Here is a 19,626-nt window from a genome sequence, read left to right on the forward strand (position 1 = left end):
CACTTCACTCTTGGTGGTCGCTCGAACGCCGCCGGGCCGCCCTCGGGCGGCGACTCCGCGATGACAAATAGTAAAGTGGGTCGGTCGATTCCACCAGCGTATGAACGCGCTCCCGGACGGCGGGGATGGACCGCCGTCGCTTTCCCGCACGTTCTCTCCCGAGGCGGTCAACATGTCGTTGACCACGTGTGGCCTCTTGCCCGCCCGAGCGGCGGAGGTGGCTCGGCTGTACCGAGCGCACGGGAACTGGAGCCAAGTCGAGGACGTCTGGTTCGGCGAACGGCGCGCGAACCGCAGCACGAAAGCGAGTTCGCGGAAGCTGTATCGCGTCCTCTCGTCGCGATTCAAGAGCGCGCCCGCCAGCCTCCCCAACCCGCGCACCCTGCCCGACGTGTTCGACGCCTGTTCGTCACCGCGAGACCGGGCGCAGGTGTGTTACCTGTATCTGGTCGCGGACGATGCCCTCGTTCGGTACGTCGTCCACGAATACGCCCGACGCCTCGCCGCGGACGACGCCGACGCGCTCGATTTCTCGAACAAGACGCTCACGACGCTCCTGAACCGGTTCGAGTACGCCGACGGGACGTCGTTCGACTACGCTAACTCGACGACCGAGCGGTGGTGCGAAGGGTTCCGGTCGGTCATGCGCGAAATCGGCGCGCTAGAGAGCCAGCAAACGGTCGTCGGCGCCCCGCCATCGCTGGGCGAGACGCCGCTTCTCGTCGCGATGGGCTACTCGTACGCGGAGGGCGGGGACGAGTGGGTCGAGTCGCCGGTCGGCCTGCAGTACCTGCTCCAGCCGAGCGCTCGCTGGACCGAACTCTACGACCGGGTCGCGGAGACGGCGGCGTGGGAGTACGTCGAACTCCACGGGAGCCTGCAACTGCGCCCGACGGAGGGGCCGTACGCGTGGGTCGGTGGTGCCGAATGACCGTCGACCCGACGTGGTTCGAAGACCTGCCCGAGGATTTCGAGGAGTCGGTGCGTATCGACCGCGAAGATCAGTCCGCAGACGGGCACAGACACCGAACGAAGGCCATCGACTCGTATCACGTGACGGCTGACGCCCAGCGCTTTCTCGACGACTTCGTCGCCCGGCTACTCGGGGACGCAGAGGACATGCGGACCGGGTCGAACTACTGGCTCTACGGCTACTACGGCAGCGGGAAGAGCCACCTGCTGACCGTTCTGGACGGGTTGCTCGATACGCGGTGGCTCCAGACTCGCTCCGACGACGTCTGGCGCGCGCTGGTCCCGGAGGCGTCGGCGAGCGAGGACCTCGATACGCTACGAACCCGGTGGGAAACCGTCCACGCCGACTCCCACGTCGTCCCCGTCTCGGTGAACCTGCTGAAGTATCAAGGCCAGAAACAACGCAGCTTCAGCGAAATCGTCCTGCGACACGCCCACCAGAACCCGACGCTCACGGGCGTCGACGGCGGGCTCTCGTCGCAACTCGACGTCGCGTATTTCGAAGACTGGTATCGGACGACCGAGGCGTGGACGGACCGACGGGAGCGAGCGGCGGCGGTCGTCGACGGGGTGACGCCGGCGTCACCCCGATACGAGTGGGACGCGGAGACGCTGTGGACCGACATCCAGCGATACAGCGCGCTGTCGGACGTGGTGTTGCCGGAGCTGTTCGAGGACGTGACGGGCACGCGCGACGGCTACACCGACCTCCAGCCGTCGGACATAGACCCGGAAGAGGTGGTCAGTCGGCTGGAGTCGCTTCGGCAGGCCCGCGAAGACGAGTTGGGGGAGCCGGTGAAACTCGTCCTCCTGCTCGACGAGGTGAGTCTCTTCATCGGGACGGACTTCGAGCGCCTCACCGAACTCCAGACGCTCGCGGAGAACGTCGACGACATCGGCGACGGCGACATTCAACTCGTCGCGACGGCGCAGGCGAAAATCGAAGACGTCCAGCCCAAGTTCGCGGCCCACGGCGCCGATTTCAGCATCGTCAAAGACCGGTTTCCCCACCGGTATCAGCTCCCGAGCAAGCACGTCGGCGACATCGCCAAACGGCGGCTCTTCCAGAAGACGGCGGCGGGCGAGGACGCGGTTCGCCAAGTGCTCGACGACGCCGACGTGAAACCCTCCGAATCGCTCGTCTACAACGAAATCAAGCAGAACACGAAGCCGCCGCTCGACGCCGTCGACGACGCGGAACTCGTCGAGTTCTACCCGTTCCTCCCCTACCACGCTCCCCTGTTTCTCGAAATCCTGTTCAACCTCCGCCGGGAGGCGAGCGACCCGGCGAAATCCATCTTCTCGGGGATGGCGCGGGCCATCCTCGCGCTCATGCACGGATTGCTGGAGGACTGGGTCGCGGACGGCGAGGCCAACCGGGTTATCTCGCTGGTGGATTTGTTCGAACTCATCGAGCCCGAACTGCGGGAAATCCTTCCCCAAGATATGCGGGTCGTCGAGGGCGCCGAGGAGACGACCGGCATCGCCGACGAGGTGGCCGACGAGGAAAGCGAGCTTCAGGAATTCGACCTCGACGTCGCGAAGGCGGTGCTCCTGCTTCAGCACGTCCACGAAATCGTCCCCCTGAACGAGGGGAATATTGCGGTTGCGGTCATGGACGACCTGAACGGTCGGTCGTGGATTAGCACGACGAACCGGGTCGAGGAGTCGCTGGACCGACTCCAGAAGTTCATCCGGCCAGCAGAGGACGAGAGCGCCCCGCGCTATCGGTTCGCGACGCAGGAAGAGCGCCTCATCTACGACGAGACGGAGGCAAACGAGGCGAACCCGGACTGGGACGCCGTCGTCACGGCGCTGGACGACCATCTCTGGGAGCGCATCGCTCAGGACCTGTCGCTTCCCGAGTCGGTCCCCTACGGCGAGTCGGGCGACGAGTACCCCGTCTCGTATCACTTCGACCTCGACGGGACGGCGTTCGAGACGAGCGTCGACTCCGAGGGCGGTCTGGATATCGACGTCGCCGTCCGAGGGGTGCGTCCGGACACGGCGGCCGACCGGACGGCCGAGGACACGCTCTACTGGGAGCTAGACACCGACGGCCTGCAGGACCTCCGCACGCGACTGGTCGAGTGGTGGGCGCTTCGGGACGCCGTCGCGACGCGCGACGTGCCGCCGGCAGTCGAACACGACCTCGAACAGCGAGCGAGCGCCGTCCGCAGCAAACTGACGAGCGCGATGGCGAGCGGGGCGTACGCGGTGAAAGACCGGACGGACATCCGCAGTCTCTCGAAGGCCGTTCGCGCTACGGTCGAAGTCACCTTCCCCGACGACTTCCACCCGATGCTGTTGCAGGTCGACGAGAGTCGCCTGCGCGAACTGCGGGAACTCGACGGCGACGCGTCGCTTCCGGCGTGGGCGCGGACGATTCAGGTCCCTTCGCAGAACGAGGGTCGCGGCAAACAGACCATCCAGCGAAACGTCATGTCCCTCACCGGTCGACAACTGAAGGGTCGCGACGAGGGCCTCAACATGACCACGGTCCTCGACGGCATCGTCGAGCAGAAGCCGTTCTACGACGAGGCTCGGCCGGCGCTCCGCGCAATCATCTGGGGCTTCTGTCGGGAGGGGCGGCTCCTCCCCATCGACGAGGACGGGGAGACGCTGGCGGACGAGGCGGTTCTCGGCCTCGACGACCGCTCGACGACGCGACTGAAACTGCTTCCGCGGACGAATCTGGGCAAACTTCTGGAGGAGGGCGGGTTCAAGAAGACGACCGAGACGGTCGCGGACGGCCTCATCCACCTCCGAGACGCCAATCGGGGGATTCGCTCGACGCTGTCCGGTCTTCGCGAAGACGTCACGCTGGTCGTCGACACCGACGTTCGAACCGACGCCGTCGCCGGCTTGCTGGACGCGTTCGCCGCCGAGTTGGCCGAGCGAATCGACGCGACCGACGACCGCATCGCGACCGTCAAATCACAGGACGAGGGAATCGGAGAGGTCATCACCGAGACGAACGACGTCCGGAAGTGGGTCGAGGAAGTGACCGACGTCTGGAACCGACGCCTCTCGACGCTGCAACGGCTCGACGCGGTGCTGACGATTGGGAGTCGGCAGTTCGACTGGGTGGACGAGCAGGCCCAATCGGCCATCGACGCCCGGTCGGCCGCAGTCACGTCCTTCGACGGTGCGTGGTGGACGACCGACGGGTGGAGTACGCTTTGGGAGGAGTTGGTTCCCGACGTCGCGCCCGAACTCGAACGGTCGTGGGAGGCGTTCGTCGACGAGCGTGGCCTGCGCGAACTGGTCGCGCGAATCGAAGCGCATCCGTGGGTGCTTCCGGCGACCGACATTCCGGCCGGCGTCCACGTCGCCTTCGAGCGCGAGTACGTGACGCCGATGCGCCACCTCCAGCAGTGGTACGAAACCATCGAGACCGCGCTCGCGACGCTCGCTGACGACGCCGAGACGGAGGATATCGTCGACGTGACGGAGGATATCGCGACGGTCGGGCCGCTCGCCGATGCCGTCGCGTTCGACCCGTCCGAACTCGACGCCCGACTCGACGAACTGTCGACCATCGTCGGCGACCGGACGCCGGACGACGTCGACCAGATTGGCGTCGTCCCCGACGACCGGCAGAAACTGAGCCGGCGTCTGGAACGGCTCGTCGAGGAGCGAGCCCTCGAAATCGAGGAGACGGACGCGGGGGTGGTCATCCGATGAGCCGAGGCAGCGCGTCGCCGTACCACGAGTTCAAAGCGAAACTGGAGACGTTCGCGCAGGGCCAGCACGGCATCCGGAATCCGTTCGTCATCGCCGCCGTCGACCCGGCGGTCGAACACCGGGTCGCGAGCCGGCTCGCTACTTGGGCGGCGGACCGAGCGTCGGCAGAGTCCGGGGTCACCGTCCAGCCACTCTGGCTCGACGAACTCCTCCCGCGGACGGACGTGTACAAACTCCTCGTGGACCTGGGCGACTCCCTGACTGCTATCGAGGACGGGACGCCCCCGAGCGAGCGCATCGAGACGACGATGCAGGACCGACTCGCGGACGAACTGGTACAGGAGATTATCGAGCACGAACTCGACGAAACTCAGCTCGAAACCCAGAGTCACGTGGTGGTGCTTCTCAATCTCGGCAGTCTGTATCCGTTCACGCGCGCGTCGGAACTGCTCGACGAACTCGACCGGCGGAACGTCAAATCAACCATCGGCATCCCGTTCCCGGGCGACGTCGTCGGCGGGAAACTGAGCTTCTTCGGCGGCGAATCGCGCCACTACTACCCCGCCCACCAGATAGACGGCCAGATTCAGGAGGTGCATCTCCAATGACTATCGGCGACCTCTTTCACAGCGACCCGACGCGACAGCTCGAAGAAGTGCAGAAAGTCAACGCTCGCGAGCGAGCCGAGACGGACGTCAGGGAGTTCTACGAGACGGACAGCGCCGAGCGAGTTCTCAGAGAACTCGGCGCGGCCATCGAGACCCATCCCGGGGAAGCCGCGCGATTTCTCTACATCCACGCGACGTTCGGGTCGGGGAAGACCCACCTCCTGAAACTCGTCGGCCTGCTGGCCGACGACGACTCCGAGTTCGCCTATTTGGGTGACCGGCTGGCCGAGCAGTGGCCGGGATTCGACGAACTCCAGCGGTCCATCGCTGACTCTCACGTCGACCGCCTCGAGCCGGTCTTTCTCAATCTGCTCGACCGCGACGCGTCGAAAGAGCCGCCGCTACCCTTCCTCGTCTTCGAGGCAATCGGACGCGAACTCGGATATCCGACCGACCCGAACTGGCTGCTGGAGTGGGCGTGGCGGCTCGACATGGAGTACGACGGCGTCTGGGAGGCGCTGCAGGCGTTCGAACACGACGGGGAGACGTTCGAGGACGTCCTCGCCGAGCGCGCCACGCTCCGCAGTTGGCTGTACGAGGCGTTGCCAGCGATGTCGGAGACGGCGGGGACCGACCTCGACTCACCGGCGGGCGCGAAAGCCGCCATCGAGTCCGCGGAGGCGGACGTCGACCCCGAGGCGTTCGACCCCGCAGACCTCGTCTCGCGGGTCGAGGCGGCGGTCGACGCCCTCGGCGACGGCCGCGAACGGACCGAACTACTGCTCGGACTGGACGAAGTCGCGCTTTTCGTCGGCGACAGTCGCCATCGCTATCGGGAGTTCGAGGAGACGATGGAGGCGCTTCAGCGCGGCCCGAACCCGGTTGTCGTCACCACGGGGCAGTACTCGCTTCCCGATACGCGGGCGAGCCTCATCGGCGAGCCACCAGCGGACCACTGGACCCACCAGCAGGTGCCGCTGGAGGGCGCGGACACCGAGATTATCGTCCGGAAGCGGTGGCTCCAGAAATCAGAGCCCGACGGCCGGGCGCGCGTCGAATCGCTGGTGTCGTCGATGCCCGAACTCGCGCTGCACACCTACGCGCCGGTGACGAGTGCGGACCCGGACCCAGTCGAGTCCTACCCGTTTCGCGAGTACGACCTGTCGCTCCTGCGGTCGGTGATGCAGGAACTCATCACGCAGGGTCGCTCGACCGACCGCGACTACATCCAAGGCCGGGCGCTGCTCGTTCTGGTCCGGTCGCTGTTCACCACGTTCGGGTGGGCGTCGAAGGCGGAGGGGGCGCTCGTCACGTGGGACGTTTTGTTCGACCTGCTGGTCGCGGAGACGACGTATCTCCCACTGTGGGTGCAGGAGATGATTGACAACACGCTGGTGCCCACCTTCGGCGACGAGAAGGCGTGGGAGGTGCGTCTCGCGAAGGGGCTCTATCTCCTGAACCAGACGCCGGCAGTCCCCTCGACGCCCGAGAACCTCGGTCGGCTGATGGTCGATGACGTGACGGCGTCGGTCGGCGACGTCGTCGAGCGCACCGAATCGGGGCTGGAGACGCTCGTCGACACGCAGAAGGCGCTCACCGAGACGACCGACCAAGGCGACGAGGTGTACACGCTCGTCTCCGAGGAACAGGAGAGCATCCTCAGTCGCGCGGAGGACGAGGCGGCGAAGATTTCGCCCCACCAGTTGTCGGCGTGGCTGGAGACGCGACTGCGCGAGGCAGACGACTTCTTCCGAAGCGACGGCAGTCGTCACGAAGTCGACGTCGGCGACGAGCGTCTCGTCCCGCTTCGATACGACTACTCCATCCTCGAACCCGTCGACCGGGCGCCGTCGCCGGAGTACGACGCGCTTCGGGTTCGCGTGCTGGCAGACGACCACGACACCGTCGCCGAACAGGTCGAGACGTGGCAGGGGGTAAACGCCGGCCGCGACGGCGGCGAACACGTCCTGATTACCGTCGACGTGCCCGAGACGATGCTGGAGCGGGTTCGCAACGTCATCGGGATGGGGACGGTGTTAGACGAGGAGACCGAGTCCCACGAGGAACTCGAGCGCGAACACCGGGCGGACAAGCGCCGCCTCGAATCCTCGGTGACCGAGATGCTCGACGACGCGTCGGTGTACACGCCTCACGACCGCCGGGGCGCGCGCGCCAGCGTGCTCGAAGACGTCGTCGCCGACCAAGTCGACGCCGTGTTCGGGTCGTCGCGAAAGACGCTCTCGCGACCGCTGGTCGAAGTCGACGACGCGAAAGCGATGGCGCAGTTCTTCCGCGGCAGCGGTGCGTGGCCGCTCTCGGACGTCGACGCCGCGATGCTCGGCGTCGACACTGCGAGCGCCGAGCTATCCGACACGGGCTGGTGTCGCGAGTTCGTCGACGCCTACGAGTCACGGAAGTCGGTCGGCGTGGCGTCGCTCCTCGAGCAGACCCGCACCGCCAACGGCGACTATCGCGGCACGCCACGGGAGTCGATAGCGGCGCTTCTCATCACGCTCGCGACCGCAAACGTATCCGTCGCCCTCAAGCAGGACACGGAGTACGTGTCGGACCCGGCCGCCATCGGCCGGCAGGTGCGGACCAAAGGGGGGCTGACGTCGCTCCAAGTTCGCTTCGGCGTCGAGAGCATCGACCCGAAGACGGTACGGGAACTCGTCGCGACGGTCGTCGGCGAGGAGCCGTCGGGCGACGGCCCGGACGAGTGGCTGAGCGACCTCGGTCGGTGGGTCGACGAACACAGCGCGACCGTCAAGCGGACGCTGAAAGGGGCGACCCGAGAGTTCGGCGTGTCGCTCGATACCTTCGAGGCGGTGATTGCCCCCGCCCTCGGCGGTGCGGACCTCTCCACGTCGGACTTGGGAAGCGAGGCCGACCTCGAAACGGCGCTCGGCGAAGCCGAGACGTTCGCAGACGCTCGCGACCTCTTCCGAGTCGACGGAGACACGACGCTCTGGGACCGCTTCGAGGACGAACTGGACGCGATGACGTCGCTCCATCCGAACGCGTCGGTCACCGACAGCATGCGAGCGACGGCGGCGAGCGACACCGTCCCCAGCGTCGCCACGGTCGAGGCGCGGCTTCAGGACGCCGAGACCTATCGCGTCGACGTCGCGTCGGCCCAGTACCGGCGCATTACGGGCGAGACGACCGCCGAATCGACCCCCGAGACCGTCTGCGACGACCTGCGTGCATGGGTCGAGGCGAACGAGAGCGAGGTTCGAGCAATCGTCGACGCGGCCACCGAGGAGTTCGACGGCGTCGTCTTCGACGACCTGACGGCGGTGTTCGAGTCGGTCTGGCGCCGCGAGGCGCTGTCAGAGAGGGATATCGTCGATTCCGCAGTCGTCCAGCAGGCCGAAGCGTACGAGCAGGTTCGCGTTCTCTTCGACGACACCGGTGGCGCGAGTCTCTGGTCGCAGCTACGGGCGGCGAGCGAGGAACTGGCGGCGTCGCATCCGGACTCGCCGACGACGGAGGCAGTCGAGGCCGCGCTCGACTCGTCGCGGCCGCCGACCGAACGGCGGGTGCGCCAACTCATCGAGCGCGCCGATTCGCCCACGTCGCCCGGTGCGGGCGACGACGCGTGGGCCGACCTGCAGCGGGTCGCCGACGCGCTACGGCAGGAGCTTCCGAACGCCGACGTGACTGACGAGGTGACGGCGGCCATCGACGCCGACGACCGGCCGAGCGAGGAGCGGGTGACGGAGTTACGCTCGGAGGCGGAAACGATGCTGGAGCGGATTCGAGCCGTGACCGAACGACTCGACGAACTCGACGACGGCAGCATCGTGCTACTCGAAGACTGAGGCGTGTGCGGGCGGGGCGTGACTCGCGTCAATCGCCGGACACGCCCCCATCGGCAACATTAATGGTGGTCGTCTGATTCGGACATAGCAGACACGTCGTCTCCTATGGCACGCGATTCTCTCTCCCAGCGGAAGGCCCAACTCGACAAGGCAGAGCGCGAGCATCTCGAAGACGTCGTCACCGAGATGCGAGAGCGCGTGGAGGACAACGTCGCGTTCCAACTCACGCAACGTGGACTGGACGAGGAACCAGAAGATTCGCCGGACGAGGATATCCAGAAACTCGTCGAGGCAATCGAACTCGAAGCCGTCGACGGCGACTCGTGGGCCGAGGCCGTCGACCAGTACGTCACGGGGGTCGGCTACACCATCGTCAATCGCCTCGCCGCGCTCCGCTGTATGGAGGTACGAGGCTTCGTCGACGAGGAAGTCACGGTGTTCAAGGAGAACGGCCTAACGCCGGCCGCCGAGACGCTGGTTCACGGGGAGTTCTTACTGGAGGACGAGGCCATCATTCAGGCCTATCACGACGCCTGCGACGACTTGGCCGACGAAATCGAGATTCTGTTCGACCGCTCCTCTGCGTATAGCTTGGTCGACCCCGACGACGACACGTACGAAGACCTCTGTGGACTGCTGGATTCGGTCCCGGACGAGGTGTGGCGCGCCGACGACGTGCTGGGATGGGTGTACGAATATTACAACGTCAAACTGCTCGACGACCTGCGGCGGAAAGGCGACCGAGAGGGCCTCGAACCCGAGGACGTCCCGCCAGCCAATCAGTTCTACACACCCCACTGGGTCGTCCGGATGCTCACCGACAACTCGCTCGGCAAACTCTATCTCGAATCGGCGGGGGAGTTGTCGGACGTCGTCGAATCGCAGGCGGCGCTCTCGCCCGAGGAGCGGAAAGACCGTCCACTCTCGCCGGACGAGTCACCCGACATCGCCGACTTCTGTACCTATCTCGTTCCGAGTGAGGAGGCGGGCGAACCGACCGACTTCGACCACCCGCGGGAACTGCGGGTCATCGACCCCGCCTGTGGGAGCGGCCACTTCCTGCTCTATGCGTTCGACGTTCTCGAACGAATCTGGCGCGCCGAGACCGACGTGCCCGACGCGGAGATACCCCGGAAGGTTCTCCAGCACAACCTCTACGGCGTGGACCTCGATATGCGGGCCTGCCAGTTGGCGGCGTTCAACCTCTATCTGAAGGGTCGCACCCGCGCCGAGGCGGAGGGCGCGGCGGGTTTTGCCATGCCCGAGGTGGGCATCGTCTGTGCCGACGCCTCGGTCGCGGACGTGGAGGGCGTCGAAGCCGTGTTCGAGGAAGTGGCCGGCGACGACGCGGACGTGCAACGTGCCCTGAACCGGATTCTCGACGCCTTCGAGGAAGTTCACGGTCTGGGGAGCCTGCTCGACGTGCGCGGCACGCTGGGCGACCTGTTCGAGGACGACGCCGACGGCGGTCTGCAGTTGACGCTGGGCGACGACCCTCGCAAGAGCCACACGCTCGGGCAGGTGCTTCACAGCCTTCGGGACGCGGTGGCGGAGCATCGCGAGGGGGGGTCGTTTCTGGCACAGGACCTGCGGAGTTTCGTCCGGTTGCTGGACATTCTGGCTCAAGAGTACGACGTTGCGCTGATGAACCCGCCGTACGGGTCGCGAAACCGGATGCCGACGGTCGTGAAGGAGTACGTCGAGAAGCGATACGAGTACAGCCCGGAGTTCTACATCAACTTCTTCGAGGTGTGTGACGCCCTGACGGAACAGTCCGGTCGAGTGGGTATGCTCGTCCCGCGGTCGTTCATGTTCAAGCGGTCGTTCGAGGACTTCCGCACCGACTTCGTCGGCGGGCAGGGAAGCTTCGACTTCCTCGCGGAGTTCGGCCTCGGCGTGTTGGACAACGCGACGGTGCGAACGGTGGGGACCGTCGTCCGAACGGACACTGCCGGGGACCGGGTGGGCAACTTCATCCGCCTGTACGACGCCGAGACGAAACAGAAAGAGGCCGAGTTCCTCGCCGGCGTGTTCGGGACGGAGTACGGCGGCGTCAAGCGACTCTTTCAGGTCTCGCTCTCGGAGTTCCAAGCCGTCCCGAAGTCGCCGATGAACTTCGCGATTCCGAGCGAGGTGCGAGCGCTGCACGCCTCGCCGAAGAAGATAGACGCCGACGCGGCGAGCATCGAGGGCGAGAGCGTCGCGAAGCTAGCACAGGGACTCGCCACCGGAGACAACCCCCGATTCATCCGAAAGTACTGGGAGACGCTCGGCATCGACTACTTCAAGCCCATCTCGAAGGGCGGGTCGGAGGCGTGGATTCGCCCGAAAATCTCGCACACGGTCAACTACCGGGCGAACGGGCGGGAGATGCGACCGATGGTCGGGTCCCGCATCCAGAACGAGCGGTACTACGGCCGGCGGGGGCTGACGTGGACGTACATAAAAGAGACGGGCCGACGGTTCGGCGCCCTCGGCGACGGCTACTGGTTCGACCAGACGGGGTCGATGCTCTTTCCGAACGGCGACGACCTCTGGACGATGGTCGGGGTGCTCAACTCCAAACTGTATCACGCACTCTTCCTCTCGTTGACGCCGGGTCGGCACTGGACGCCCGGCGTCGTCGGGCGGATTCCGTGGCGAGAGGGCCTCTCCGAACTCGACTCGATAGGCGAGCGCGGCCGGAGCCAGCACGCGGCGCTGCTGCGATGGCGCGCGACGGACCCGACGAGTCTCTACTACGTGGGGCCGGCACTCCTGCCGACCGAGTACGACTCGGGGCTCTTCTACGGGGAGCCGGACACGGGCGACGTCGAGGAAACGAAGGCCGTCGACCGTATCGGGAGCGACGCCGGGGACAGCATCACCCGCGCGGCCGAGAAGGTAGACGCCGCCAGAGCCGAGTATCAAAGCGAACTCGAATCCGAAGCGGCGGACATCGACCAGCGGCTCTACTCGCATCTCGACATCTCCGCCGAGGCACAGGCCGAACTGGAGACGGAAATCGAGCTTCGAACCGGCGGCGGGGAGACGGGGACTGACGGCGTCGACACGCAGGCGTTGGTCCGAGCGCTCGTCCACCACTTCGCGATGGAGGCCGTGAGAGCGGAGCCAGACGGGGTGGTGCCCCTGCACGCCACCGACGGGCAAGCCGATATGCTGGGCCGCATCGTCGCGCGCTTCGAGGACGCCTACGGCGAACACGCCGAGGACCGACTGGTCGAAGTCGACGAGATTCTGGGCGCCGAATCCGCCGCCGACGAAGCCTATCCCAACCTCCGGGCGTTCGTTGCCGACGACCTGTTCGACGACCACGTGAGTCGGATGGAGAACACGCCCATCGTCTGGAAACTCACGACAGAGCGACTCGTCTCCGACCCCGCGGGCGAGGGCTTTGCGTGCTTTCTCGACTATCACGCCCTCGATTCGGGGCTGTTCGACCGCCTCGCGAACCGGTATCTCGAACCGCGGAAGGCCGAACTGCGGGAGCGCCGAAGCGCGGCGAACCGCCGACGGAGCGACGAGTCGCTCTCGGCGAGCGAGCAGGCCGCGGCCGCCGAGGAGTACGAGCGGTGTGCGAGCGGGCTGGACCAGATTGCCGTCTTCGAGGACGTGATACAGGACTTGGGGAGCGTCGACGAGCGAGACGTCGGCGCCGAGACGCGCGCGCTCGCTTCGGAACTGGCGCCGAAAGTCGCCGCGTTCCGCGAGGCGACTCGGGAGCGCGTCGAGACGCTGGCGGAGTTACACGAGCGTAAGGGCGAGGCGTGGTTCAGAGACGCCTTTTCGGACACCTTCTGGCGCACCGTCGACGAGGAGCGTGCGGAGTGGCTGGACGCGCTGGCGGAACTGGAAGGCGCCTGCGAGGCGTACGCCAAGCCCGCGGACGAACCCGTGGCGGCGCATCTCGCGGACCTGTTCGATTACTTCCACCGCCGGCTCAAGGGCTCGGACCACTACTCCAGTACGGGCATCCTGTTCATGACCTACTACTTCGAGCGGGAGGGAAGCGACTTACTCGATGCAACCGGCCAGCCCCACGACCACCTGTCCGAAGACGAGCGCCTGCTGGCGTCGCTCGCCACGGGCCTCGACGAGTCCGGCGTCGTCGACGAGGCGTACCTGCAGGAACTCGTCGCCGAGGAGGACGTCGAGGGCGTCGAGGCGCTCCCCCCGCTTGCCGAGTTCAAGGCGCTGGCCGAGGAAATCGATGACCGCTGTACGACCCTCGACGAGCGCATCCCCGACGACTGGGCCGACCGCGCGCTCGCGGAAATCACGACCGCCGGCTACCAGCCCAACCGGAAACACGGCGTCGAAATCAACGTCACGCCGCTGGCCGACGCCGAAATCGTGCCGAAGACCGTCGAGGAGGACGTACTCTAACCATGCCCGCAACGAAGACACTCTCACAGTGTGCCGAAGACGCAATCGAGACGGCCATCGACGACGCGGCCGACGACGACCCGGTCGTGCTCTGGTGGGACGACGGCGGCTACCTCCGGAATATCGTCGAGAGCGTGAGTCGGGCGCGTGGCTGTGCGTTCCGCGCCGCCGAGGGGACGCCGCTCGAGTTGCGCGCCGACGCGCCCCGCGGTCGGACCGTCTGGTACGTCCCGCGGGCACACGGCGACGACGTGGACTGGTTCAAAGACGTCGAACACACGGGCGGCGTCGTCGACGCCCACATCGGCACGCTTGCCGCCCGCTGTTTCGAGAACGACCGCATCCAAGCCGCCTCGATTCGGACGGCGTACGAGGACGCGGACAGCGACGACCGGGCGCAGGTCGCGGAGACGCTCTTTCGGGAACTCAACGGCGACGGGGGCCTGCCGACGCTTCAGGGACTCCAGACGAAGATTGTCCTCGACGGGCACGACGACCCGGTGCAGTTCGTCCTCGAACACGGCGCCGAGAACCTGCCCGACGACGCCGACGACCGCCTGAAGATTCGGGACCTCTTGGTCGACGACGGCGTCAGCGCCGCCGAGGGCGTCACCGACGGGGACGCACTCGTGACCCGGACGCGCCGCTGGGCAGTCGCCGAGTGGCTCGTCGAAGCGGGACTGGACCCATCGCTACTCGACGCCGAGTACCGACCCGAATCCAGTTCGGGGCTGGGAATCTCTCGCCCCGAACTCCAGTCCCTACTGAGCAAGGTCGACACGGAGCGGGCCGCGGAGTTGGCGCAGGTGTATCTCGACCCCGACGCCCGCTTCTGGCACGATATCCTGCGCACTCACGACGACCCGTGGGCCCTCGCGGACTGCCCGGTCGACGCCTCGCTCGAACACGAACTCTGGGACGCGTGGACCCAAGCCTTCCACAACGGCGAGTACGAGACGTGTGCGACGCGGGCGGCCACCCGCCACCAGCGTCTCGACACCACCTACGGCGACGTGCCGTGGACGCGCGTCTGGGCGCAGGCTATCGACATCGCCAACCTCGCGCACGAACTGGAGACGTGGGAAGAGCGGGGCGACACGACCGACGTGGTCGACCTCTACGGCGACGTCGACGACGGCACCTGGCAAATCGACAACGCCGTCTTCAACCTCATCATCTCGGGCGAACCGGAGCGTGACCTGCCGGCGGAGCATCCCGCGACGGCGACGCTCGACGACCTACGCACGTCGCTGACCGAGTCGCAGTATCTCGACTATCTCAGCGACCTCGCCGACCTCGTGGTCGAGCAAATCGAAGCCGGGTCGCCTTTCGTCGGCGAGAACTACGCCCACCAGTTTTTCGACCAAGAGCAGGACCACCTCGGGAGCGGCCAGAGCGTCGCGCTGTTCGTCGTCGACGCGCTGCGGTTCGACCTCGCGCACGAACTGGCCGACTCAATCCGCCGCGAACTCCCGAGTCTCGAAGTCGACGAGACGGCTTGGGTCGGGACGCTCCCCTCGGACACCGAGTTCGGGAAGGCAGCGCTCACGCCGGGCAGCAAGTTCAGTTTCAACGTCGAACTCGACGACGGCGAACTCGTGCCCCAGCGAAGCGGGCAGACGGTGACCAACTACCAGCGCGAGAAACTGCTGAAAGACGAGGGCTGGAGTTACGTCATGCAGAGCGAGGACGACGCGTCGGGGTGGAGCAACACCCGCGTCGCCTACTACTGGAACGACCTCGACAAGGCCGGCGAGGAGGAACTGACGGACTTCGAGGCGCTGTTCAGCGACCGCCTCGAAACGATTTCGGACATCATCTGCGAGAAACTCGGGCAGGGCGAGTGGGACCGCGCGTACATCCTCGCCGACCACGGCTTCGTCTCTCTCCCTCGGGGCATCGACCTCGACGGACTCTACCCGCCGGACGAGGCGGCGCAAGTGACGCGTCGATGGGTCGCCGGCAAAGACCTCGACGCGGACGCCCCGGGTGTCCTTCTCGACGAAAACGCCCACCTCGGGTACCTCGACGACGACACGAAACTCAGCATCCTCGCGGACCCGATTCAGCGCTTCCGCAATCAGGGGCTTCCCGACGCCCGCTTCTACCACGGCGGCGTCCTCCCACAGGAGTTCGTGCTGAACTTCGTGACGATTACACAGGAGTGACCAATGTCTGAACCCACAGCCACACGGAAAGCACAGCTGGACACGGCAGAGCGCGAACACCTCGAAGACGTCGACGACCGCGTGCGCTAAACCCATGACTGACTTCGACCCCGGAGACACAATCCTCCTCGACGGCACGCCCGCGGAGGTCATCACGACCTACTCCGTCGGCGACCTCGACTACCTCCGGGCGTACGTCGAGGACAGCGGCGTGAAGACCGTCTGTATCGAGGACGTGGACATCGAGGCACGGGATGACCGGTTCGGCGGGTTGACTCCGGACTCTGTCGGCGGCTTGCACCCGGACCACGAGGCAGTCTCGGCGGAGTGGTTCGACCTGCGGTCGCAGGCGCTCCAACTGCAAATCGCCCACGAACAGGGCCAACTGCTGAGCATCTCGAACTCGCTGGTTCGGCTCGAACCGTATCAACTCGCCGCGGTCAACTGGGTGATGCAGAAACTCCGACAGCGCGCGCTCATCGCCGACGACGTCGGCCTCGGGAAGACCATCGAGGCGGGGCTCATCCTCAAGGAACTCACGGCGCGGAATCGCGCCGACCGCGTCCTGTTCGTCGTCCCCGCCCACCTCCAGAAGAAGTGGCTTCGGGACATGGACCGCTTTTTCGACATCGACCTCACGCCGGCGGACCGGCAGTGGGTCGAGGGGGAGCGCCGCCGACTCGGCGAGGAAGCCAACATCTGGGACCAAGACCACCAGCGGATGGTCACGAGTCAGGCGTTCCTCCGGCAGGACGAGTTTCAGCCGGCACTCGAAGGGGCGTTCTGGGACGTCGTGGTGGTCGACGAGGCACACAAGGCCGCCAAGCGCGGCGAGTCACCGAGCAAGACGTCGAAGATGGTCGAGCGGGTCGCCAGCAACTCCGACGCCCTCCTCCTCCTGAGTGCGACGCCACACGACGGCAAGGGCGAGGCGTTTCGCTCGCTGGTCGAGTACGTCGACCCCTTTCTCGTCGCGGAGGACCAAGAACTCTCGAAAGAGGCCGTCGACCGCGTGATGATTCGCCGGGGGAAGCAGACGCTGTACGACGACGACGGCGAGCGCATCTTCCCCGACCGCGAGGTGAACACGGTTCCGGTGGAGATGACCCACGACGAGCGGCAGTTCTACCGCGCCGTCACCGACTACGTCCAGAACGTCTACAACCGCTCCGAGAAACTGAACGAGCCTGCGGTCGGGTTCGCGATGGCGCTGATGCAGAAACGCCTCGTCAGCAGTATCGGCGCCATCCGAGCGACGCTGAGTCGTCGGCTGGGTGACCTCGTCGACGAGCAGTCGACCTCGGCCAGCCTCTCGGAAGAAGCCGCGGCGTATCTCGACGGCGAAGACCTCGACGAGGCGGACAAACGACGGGCCGAGGAGGAACTCGCCGCGTTGACCGTCACCGAGAGCGACGCCCAACTCGAGGAGGAAATCGAGACGCTTCGGGACCTCGTGGCGCTCGCCGAGGGCATCTCCGTCGACTCCAAGGCCCAGAAGGTGCGTCGCTACATCCAACAGCTTCTGGAGGAGAACCCGGACGAGAAACTCCTGCTGTTTACCGAGTACCGCGATACGCTGGACTACCTCCTCGAGTTGGTGAAAGACGAGCCGTGGGCCGACGAGATTCTCGTCATCCACGGCGACGTCGACAAGGAGGACCGCGCCCGCATCGAGGAGGAGTTCAACCACGGCCAGTCGCGACTGCTCTTTGCGACCGACGCCGCGAGCGAGGGCATCGACCTCCAGCACAGCTGTCACATCATGGTCAACTACGAGTTGCCGTGGAACCCGAACCGGCTCGAACAGCGCATCGGTCGCCTCCACCGCTACGGGCAGGAGAAAGAGGTCAAAGTCTGGAACTTCACGTTCGAAGACACCCGCGAGGGCGAGATTTTCGAACTGCTCCAGAACAAGGTGGAGAACATCCGCGGCAAACTCGGCAACACGGCCGACGTGTTGGGAATGCTCGACGACGTCGACGTCGATTCGCTCATCATGGAGTCCATCCGGAACGAGGAGCCCGCGAGCGCGACCAAGGCGGAACTGGAGGACCTCATCGACGAGCGCCAACGAACCCTTCAGGAGTGGTACGAGCGCAGTCTCGTCGATACGAGTACGTTCGACCGAGAGAGCCGGGCAAAGATTCAGGCAGTCATGGACGAGTCCGAAGACGTCTACGGGACCGAGGCGGACATCCGCGAGTTCGTCGAGCGCGGGGTCGAGGCCTTAGGTGGCACCGTCGAGAACGCCGGAAACAACCTCTACAGAGCTCAGCTCCCTCACTCCCTTCGACAAGGGACGGACGAGGAGCACGGCCCCTTCACCTTCAGTCGGGACTTCGCGATGGACCACGACGGCATCGACTACGTGTCGCCGGACGACGACTTGGTCCAGCGACTCATGCAGCAAGTGCTGACCAGTGAGCGGGGCGAAGTCGGGCTGAAGCTCCTGCCGTTCGTCGACGAACCGGGGATTGCGTACAACTACCGCGTGACGTTCGAAGACGGCACGGGCGAGGTCATCCGTGAGGAGGTGATTCCCGTGTTCGTCGACGTCCACCATCGGGACCCCCGACAGCGACTCGGGCGGCGCGTCGTTCAGGGCGAGAGCATCAGTGGGACGCCCGACGCGGACCGCGTCCGAGCGCTGCTTCAGCGTCGAGAGCAACTGCGAGCGACGGCCGACCGCTACATCAGCCAGCAGGTCGCGTCCCTGCGGGAAGAACTACACGAGCGCCGGCGCGAGGAGACACAGCAAGAACTGGACGACTTGGCGGCGTACGCCGAAGCCGAACGCCGCCGAATCGAGGAGTTCATCGCAGACTACGAGCGGAAGGCGGAGGCCGGGTCGGATATGGACATCGCGATTCGGGGCCAACGGGACCGCCTCGACAAACTCGAAGGGCGCATCGAGAACCGGCGAGCGGAACTACAGCGGCAGGCGCGGGTCATCTCGCTCGCACCCGAAGTGGAGAACGTCTGTCTCGCGCTCCCGGTGTAATCGATGCCTCGCGGTCGGTTCTTCCTTTTCGCCAAATTAAATCGAGTCCGCGAAGGTGTCTCGCGGGACTGGACCGACGCCGCTCGTGGGGCTCGAACGAGAGACTCGGCCCTCGTGTAACCGGAGCCGACCAGCTCACGGAAGCACAAGCGGGGCTCTGGCAGCGTTCGATGGTACACGAGTCCTCAATTTAGAAACGAATGGAACGAACTGACATAGCTGTGGCACAAACCCTCGTACTTCCGCCGGGGGAGACGAGTAGCCCGAAATTTTGCGCAAGACGACATTGGTGGTCGGTTGAGATTCGCCGCTGGAAGACAGGATTCGTAGGTCGTCTCCGCTTCGTATCGTCGTCGCGTCGGTTGCGATGATGTCCTTGTTTCAATCAGATAAGAATCCGTCTGTAACGCAGTGAGAAACATCACGAAGTCGTCCATGTTAGCTTCAATCCCACAAGGGTCCGTCTGTAACGCGCTCATCAATTTGCGCGTTGAACTTCTCGTCCCGCGCTTCAATCCCACAAGGGTCCGTCTGTAACGACTGGTGTTCCAAGTGATGGCTATTTAGGGACTGCTTCAATCCCACAAGGGTCCGTCTGTAACCTGTCCGGGTCATCTCCTCAACGGTCGCCTTCCGGCTTCAATCCCACAAGGGTCCGTCTGTAACACGGCGACGGAGACCATTGGACCTTCGGCGTCGTCGAGGCTTCAATCCCACAAGGGTCCGTCTGTAACTCCTGCTCGGGGATGAGGGAGATGGCGAGACGCCAGCTTCAATCCCACAAGGGTCCGTCTGTAACCGGCGACAGGGCAGGCCTCATGACGTGCGTGGAGGACGCTTCAATCCCACAAGGGTCCGTCTGTAACGCATTCCTTATCGCCATTTGCACAGGTGATCGAGCAGCTTCAATCCCACAAGGGTCCGTCTGTAACCGTCGACGATTCGCTCGCTTCTCCAGCGAGCGAGGAGGCTTCAATCCC

At 65.5% G+C, this 19,626-nt stretch carries 7 protein-coding genes and 1 CRISPR repeat array (1 of these 8 running past the window's edge); all 7 genes read left to right on the forward strand.

Annotated elements, in window-relative coordinates:
- The first annotated feature begins 100 nt into the window (after window positions 1–100).
- The 7 genes from ACQUSQ_RS01340 (at window position 101) to ACQUSQ_RS01370 (ending at window position 18,646) form a co-directional block, all read left to right on the forward strand.
- On the forward strand, window positions 101–931 hold the full coding sequence (locus ACQUSQ_RS01340) for a hypothetical protein (protein WP_435066694.1): 831 nt from the start codon (window positions 101–103) through the stop codon (window positions 929–931).
- Entirely contained in the window at window positions 928–4,659 is a 3,732-nt protein-coding gene (locus tag ACQUSQ_RS01345) for a hypothetical protein (RefSeq protein ID WP_435066695.1), read from the forward strand. The genes ACQUSQ_RS01340 and ACQUSQ_RS01345 overlap by 4 nt, the downstream gene beginning before the upstream one ends.
- Window positions 4,656–5,267 (forward strand): BREX protein BrxB domain-containing protein, encoded by a 612-nt coding sequence (locus tag ACQUSQ_RS01350; RefSeq protein WP_435066696.1) that lies wholly within the window; start codon window positions 4,656–4,658, stop codon window positions 5,265–5,267. Before ACQUSQ_RS01345 ends, ACQUSQ_RS01350 begins: the two co-directional genes overlap by 4 nt.
- Window positions 5,264–9,091: a hypothetical protein gene (locus tag ACQUSQ_RS01355; protein WP_435066697.1), complete on the forward strand. Its 3,828-nt coding sequence runs from the start codon at window positions 5,264–5,266 to the stop codon at window positions 9,089–9,091. The genes ACQUSQ_RS01350 and ACQUSQ_RS01355 overlap by 4 nt, the downstream gene beginning before the upstream one ends.
- A 105-nt stretch (window positions 9,092–9,196) precedes the next feature.
- Entirely contained in the window at window positions 9,197–13,477 is a 4,281-nt protein-coding gene (gene pglX / locus ACQUSQ_RS01360) for a BREX-5 system adenine-specific DNA-methyltransferase PglX (protein WP_435066699.1), read from the forward strand.
- A gap of 2 nt (window positions 13,478–13,479) precedes the next feature.
- Entirely contained in the window at window positions 13,480–15,645 is a 2,166-nt protein-coding gene (gene pglZ / locus ACQUSQ_RS01365; protein ID WP_435066700.1) for a BREX-5 system phosphatase PglZ, read from the forward strand.
- Between the two features lie 94 nt (window positions 15,646–15,739).
- A complete protein-coding gene (locus tag ACQUSQ_RS01370; protein ID WP_435066701.1) occupies window positions 15,740–18,646 on the forward strand; it encodes a helicase-related protein in 2,907 nt (968 codons plus the stop codon).
- A 378-nt stretch (window positions 18,647–19,024) separates the two neighbouring features.
- Window positions 19,025–19,626: a CRISPR direct-repeat array (repeat unit 30 nt; unit sequence GCTTCAATCCCACAAGGGTCCGTCTGTAAC); it runs 925 nt beyond the window's last position.

It is taken from the genome of Haloplanus sp. C73 (assembly GCF_051195115.1).
In the GTDB taxonomy this organism is placed as follows: domain Archaea; phylum Halobacteriota; class Halobacteria; order Halobacteriales; family Haloferacaceae; genus Haloplanus.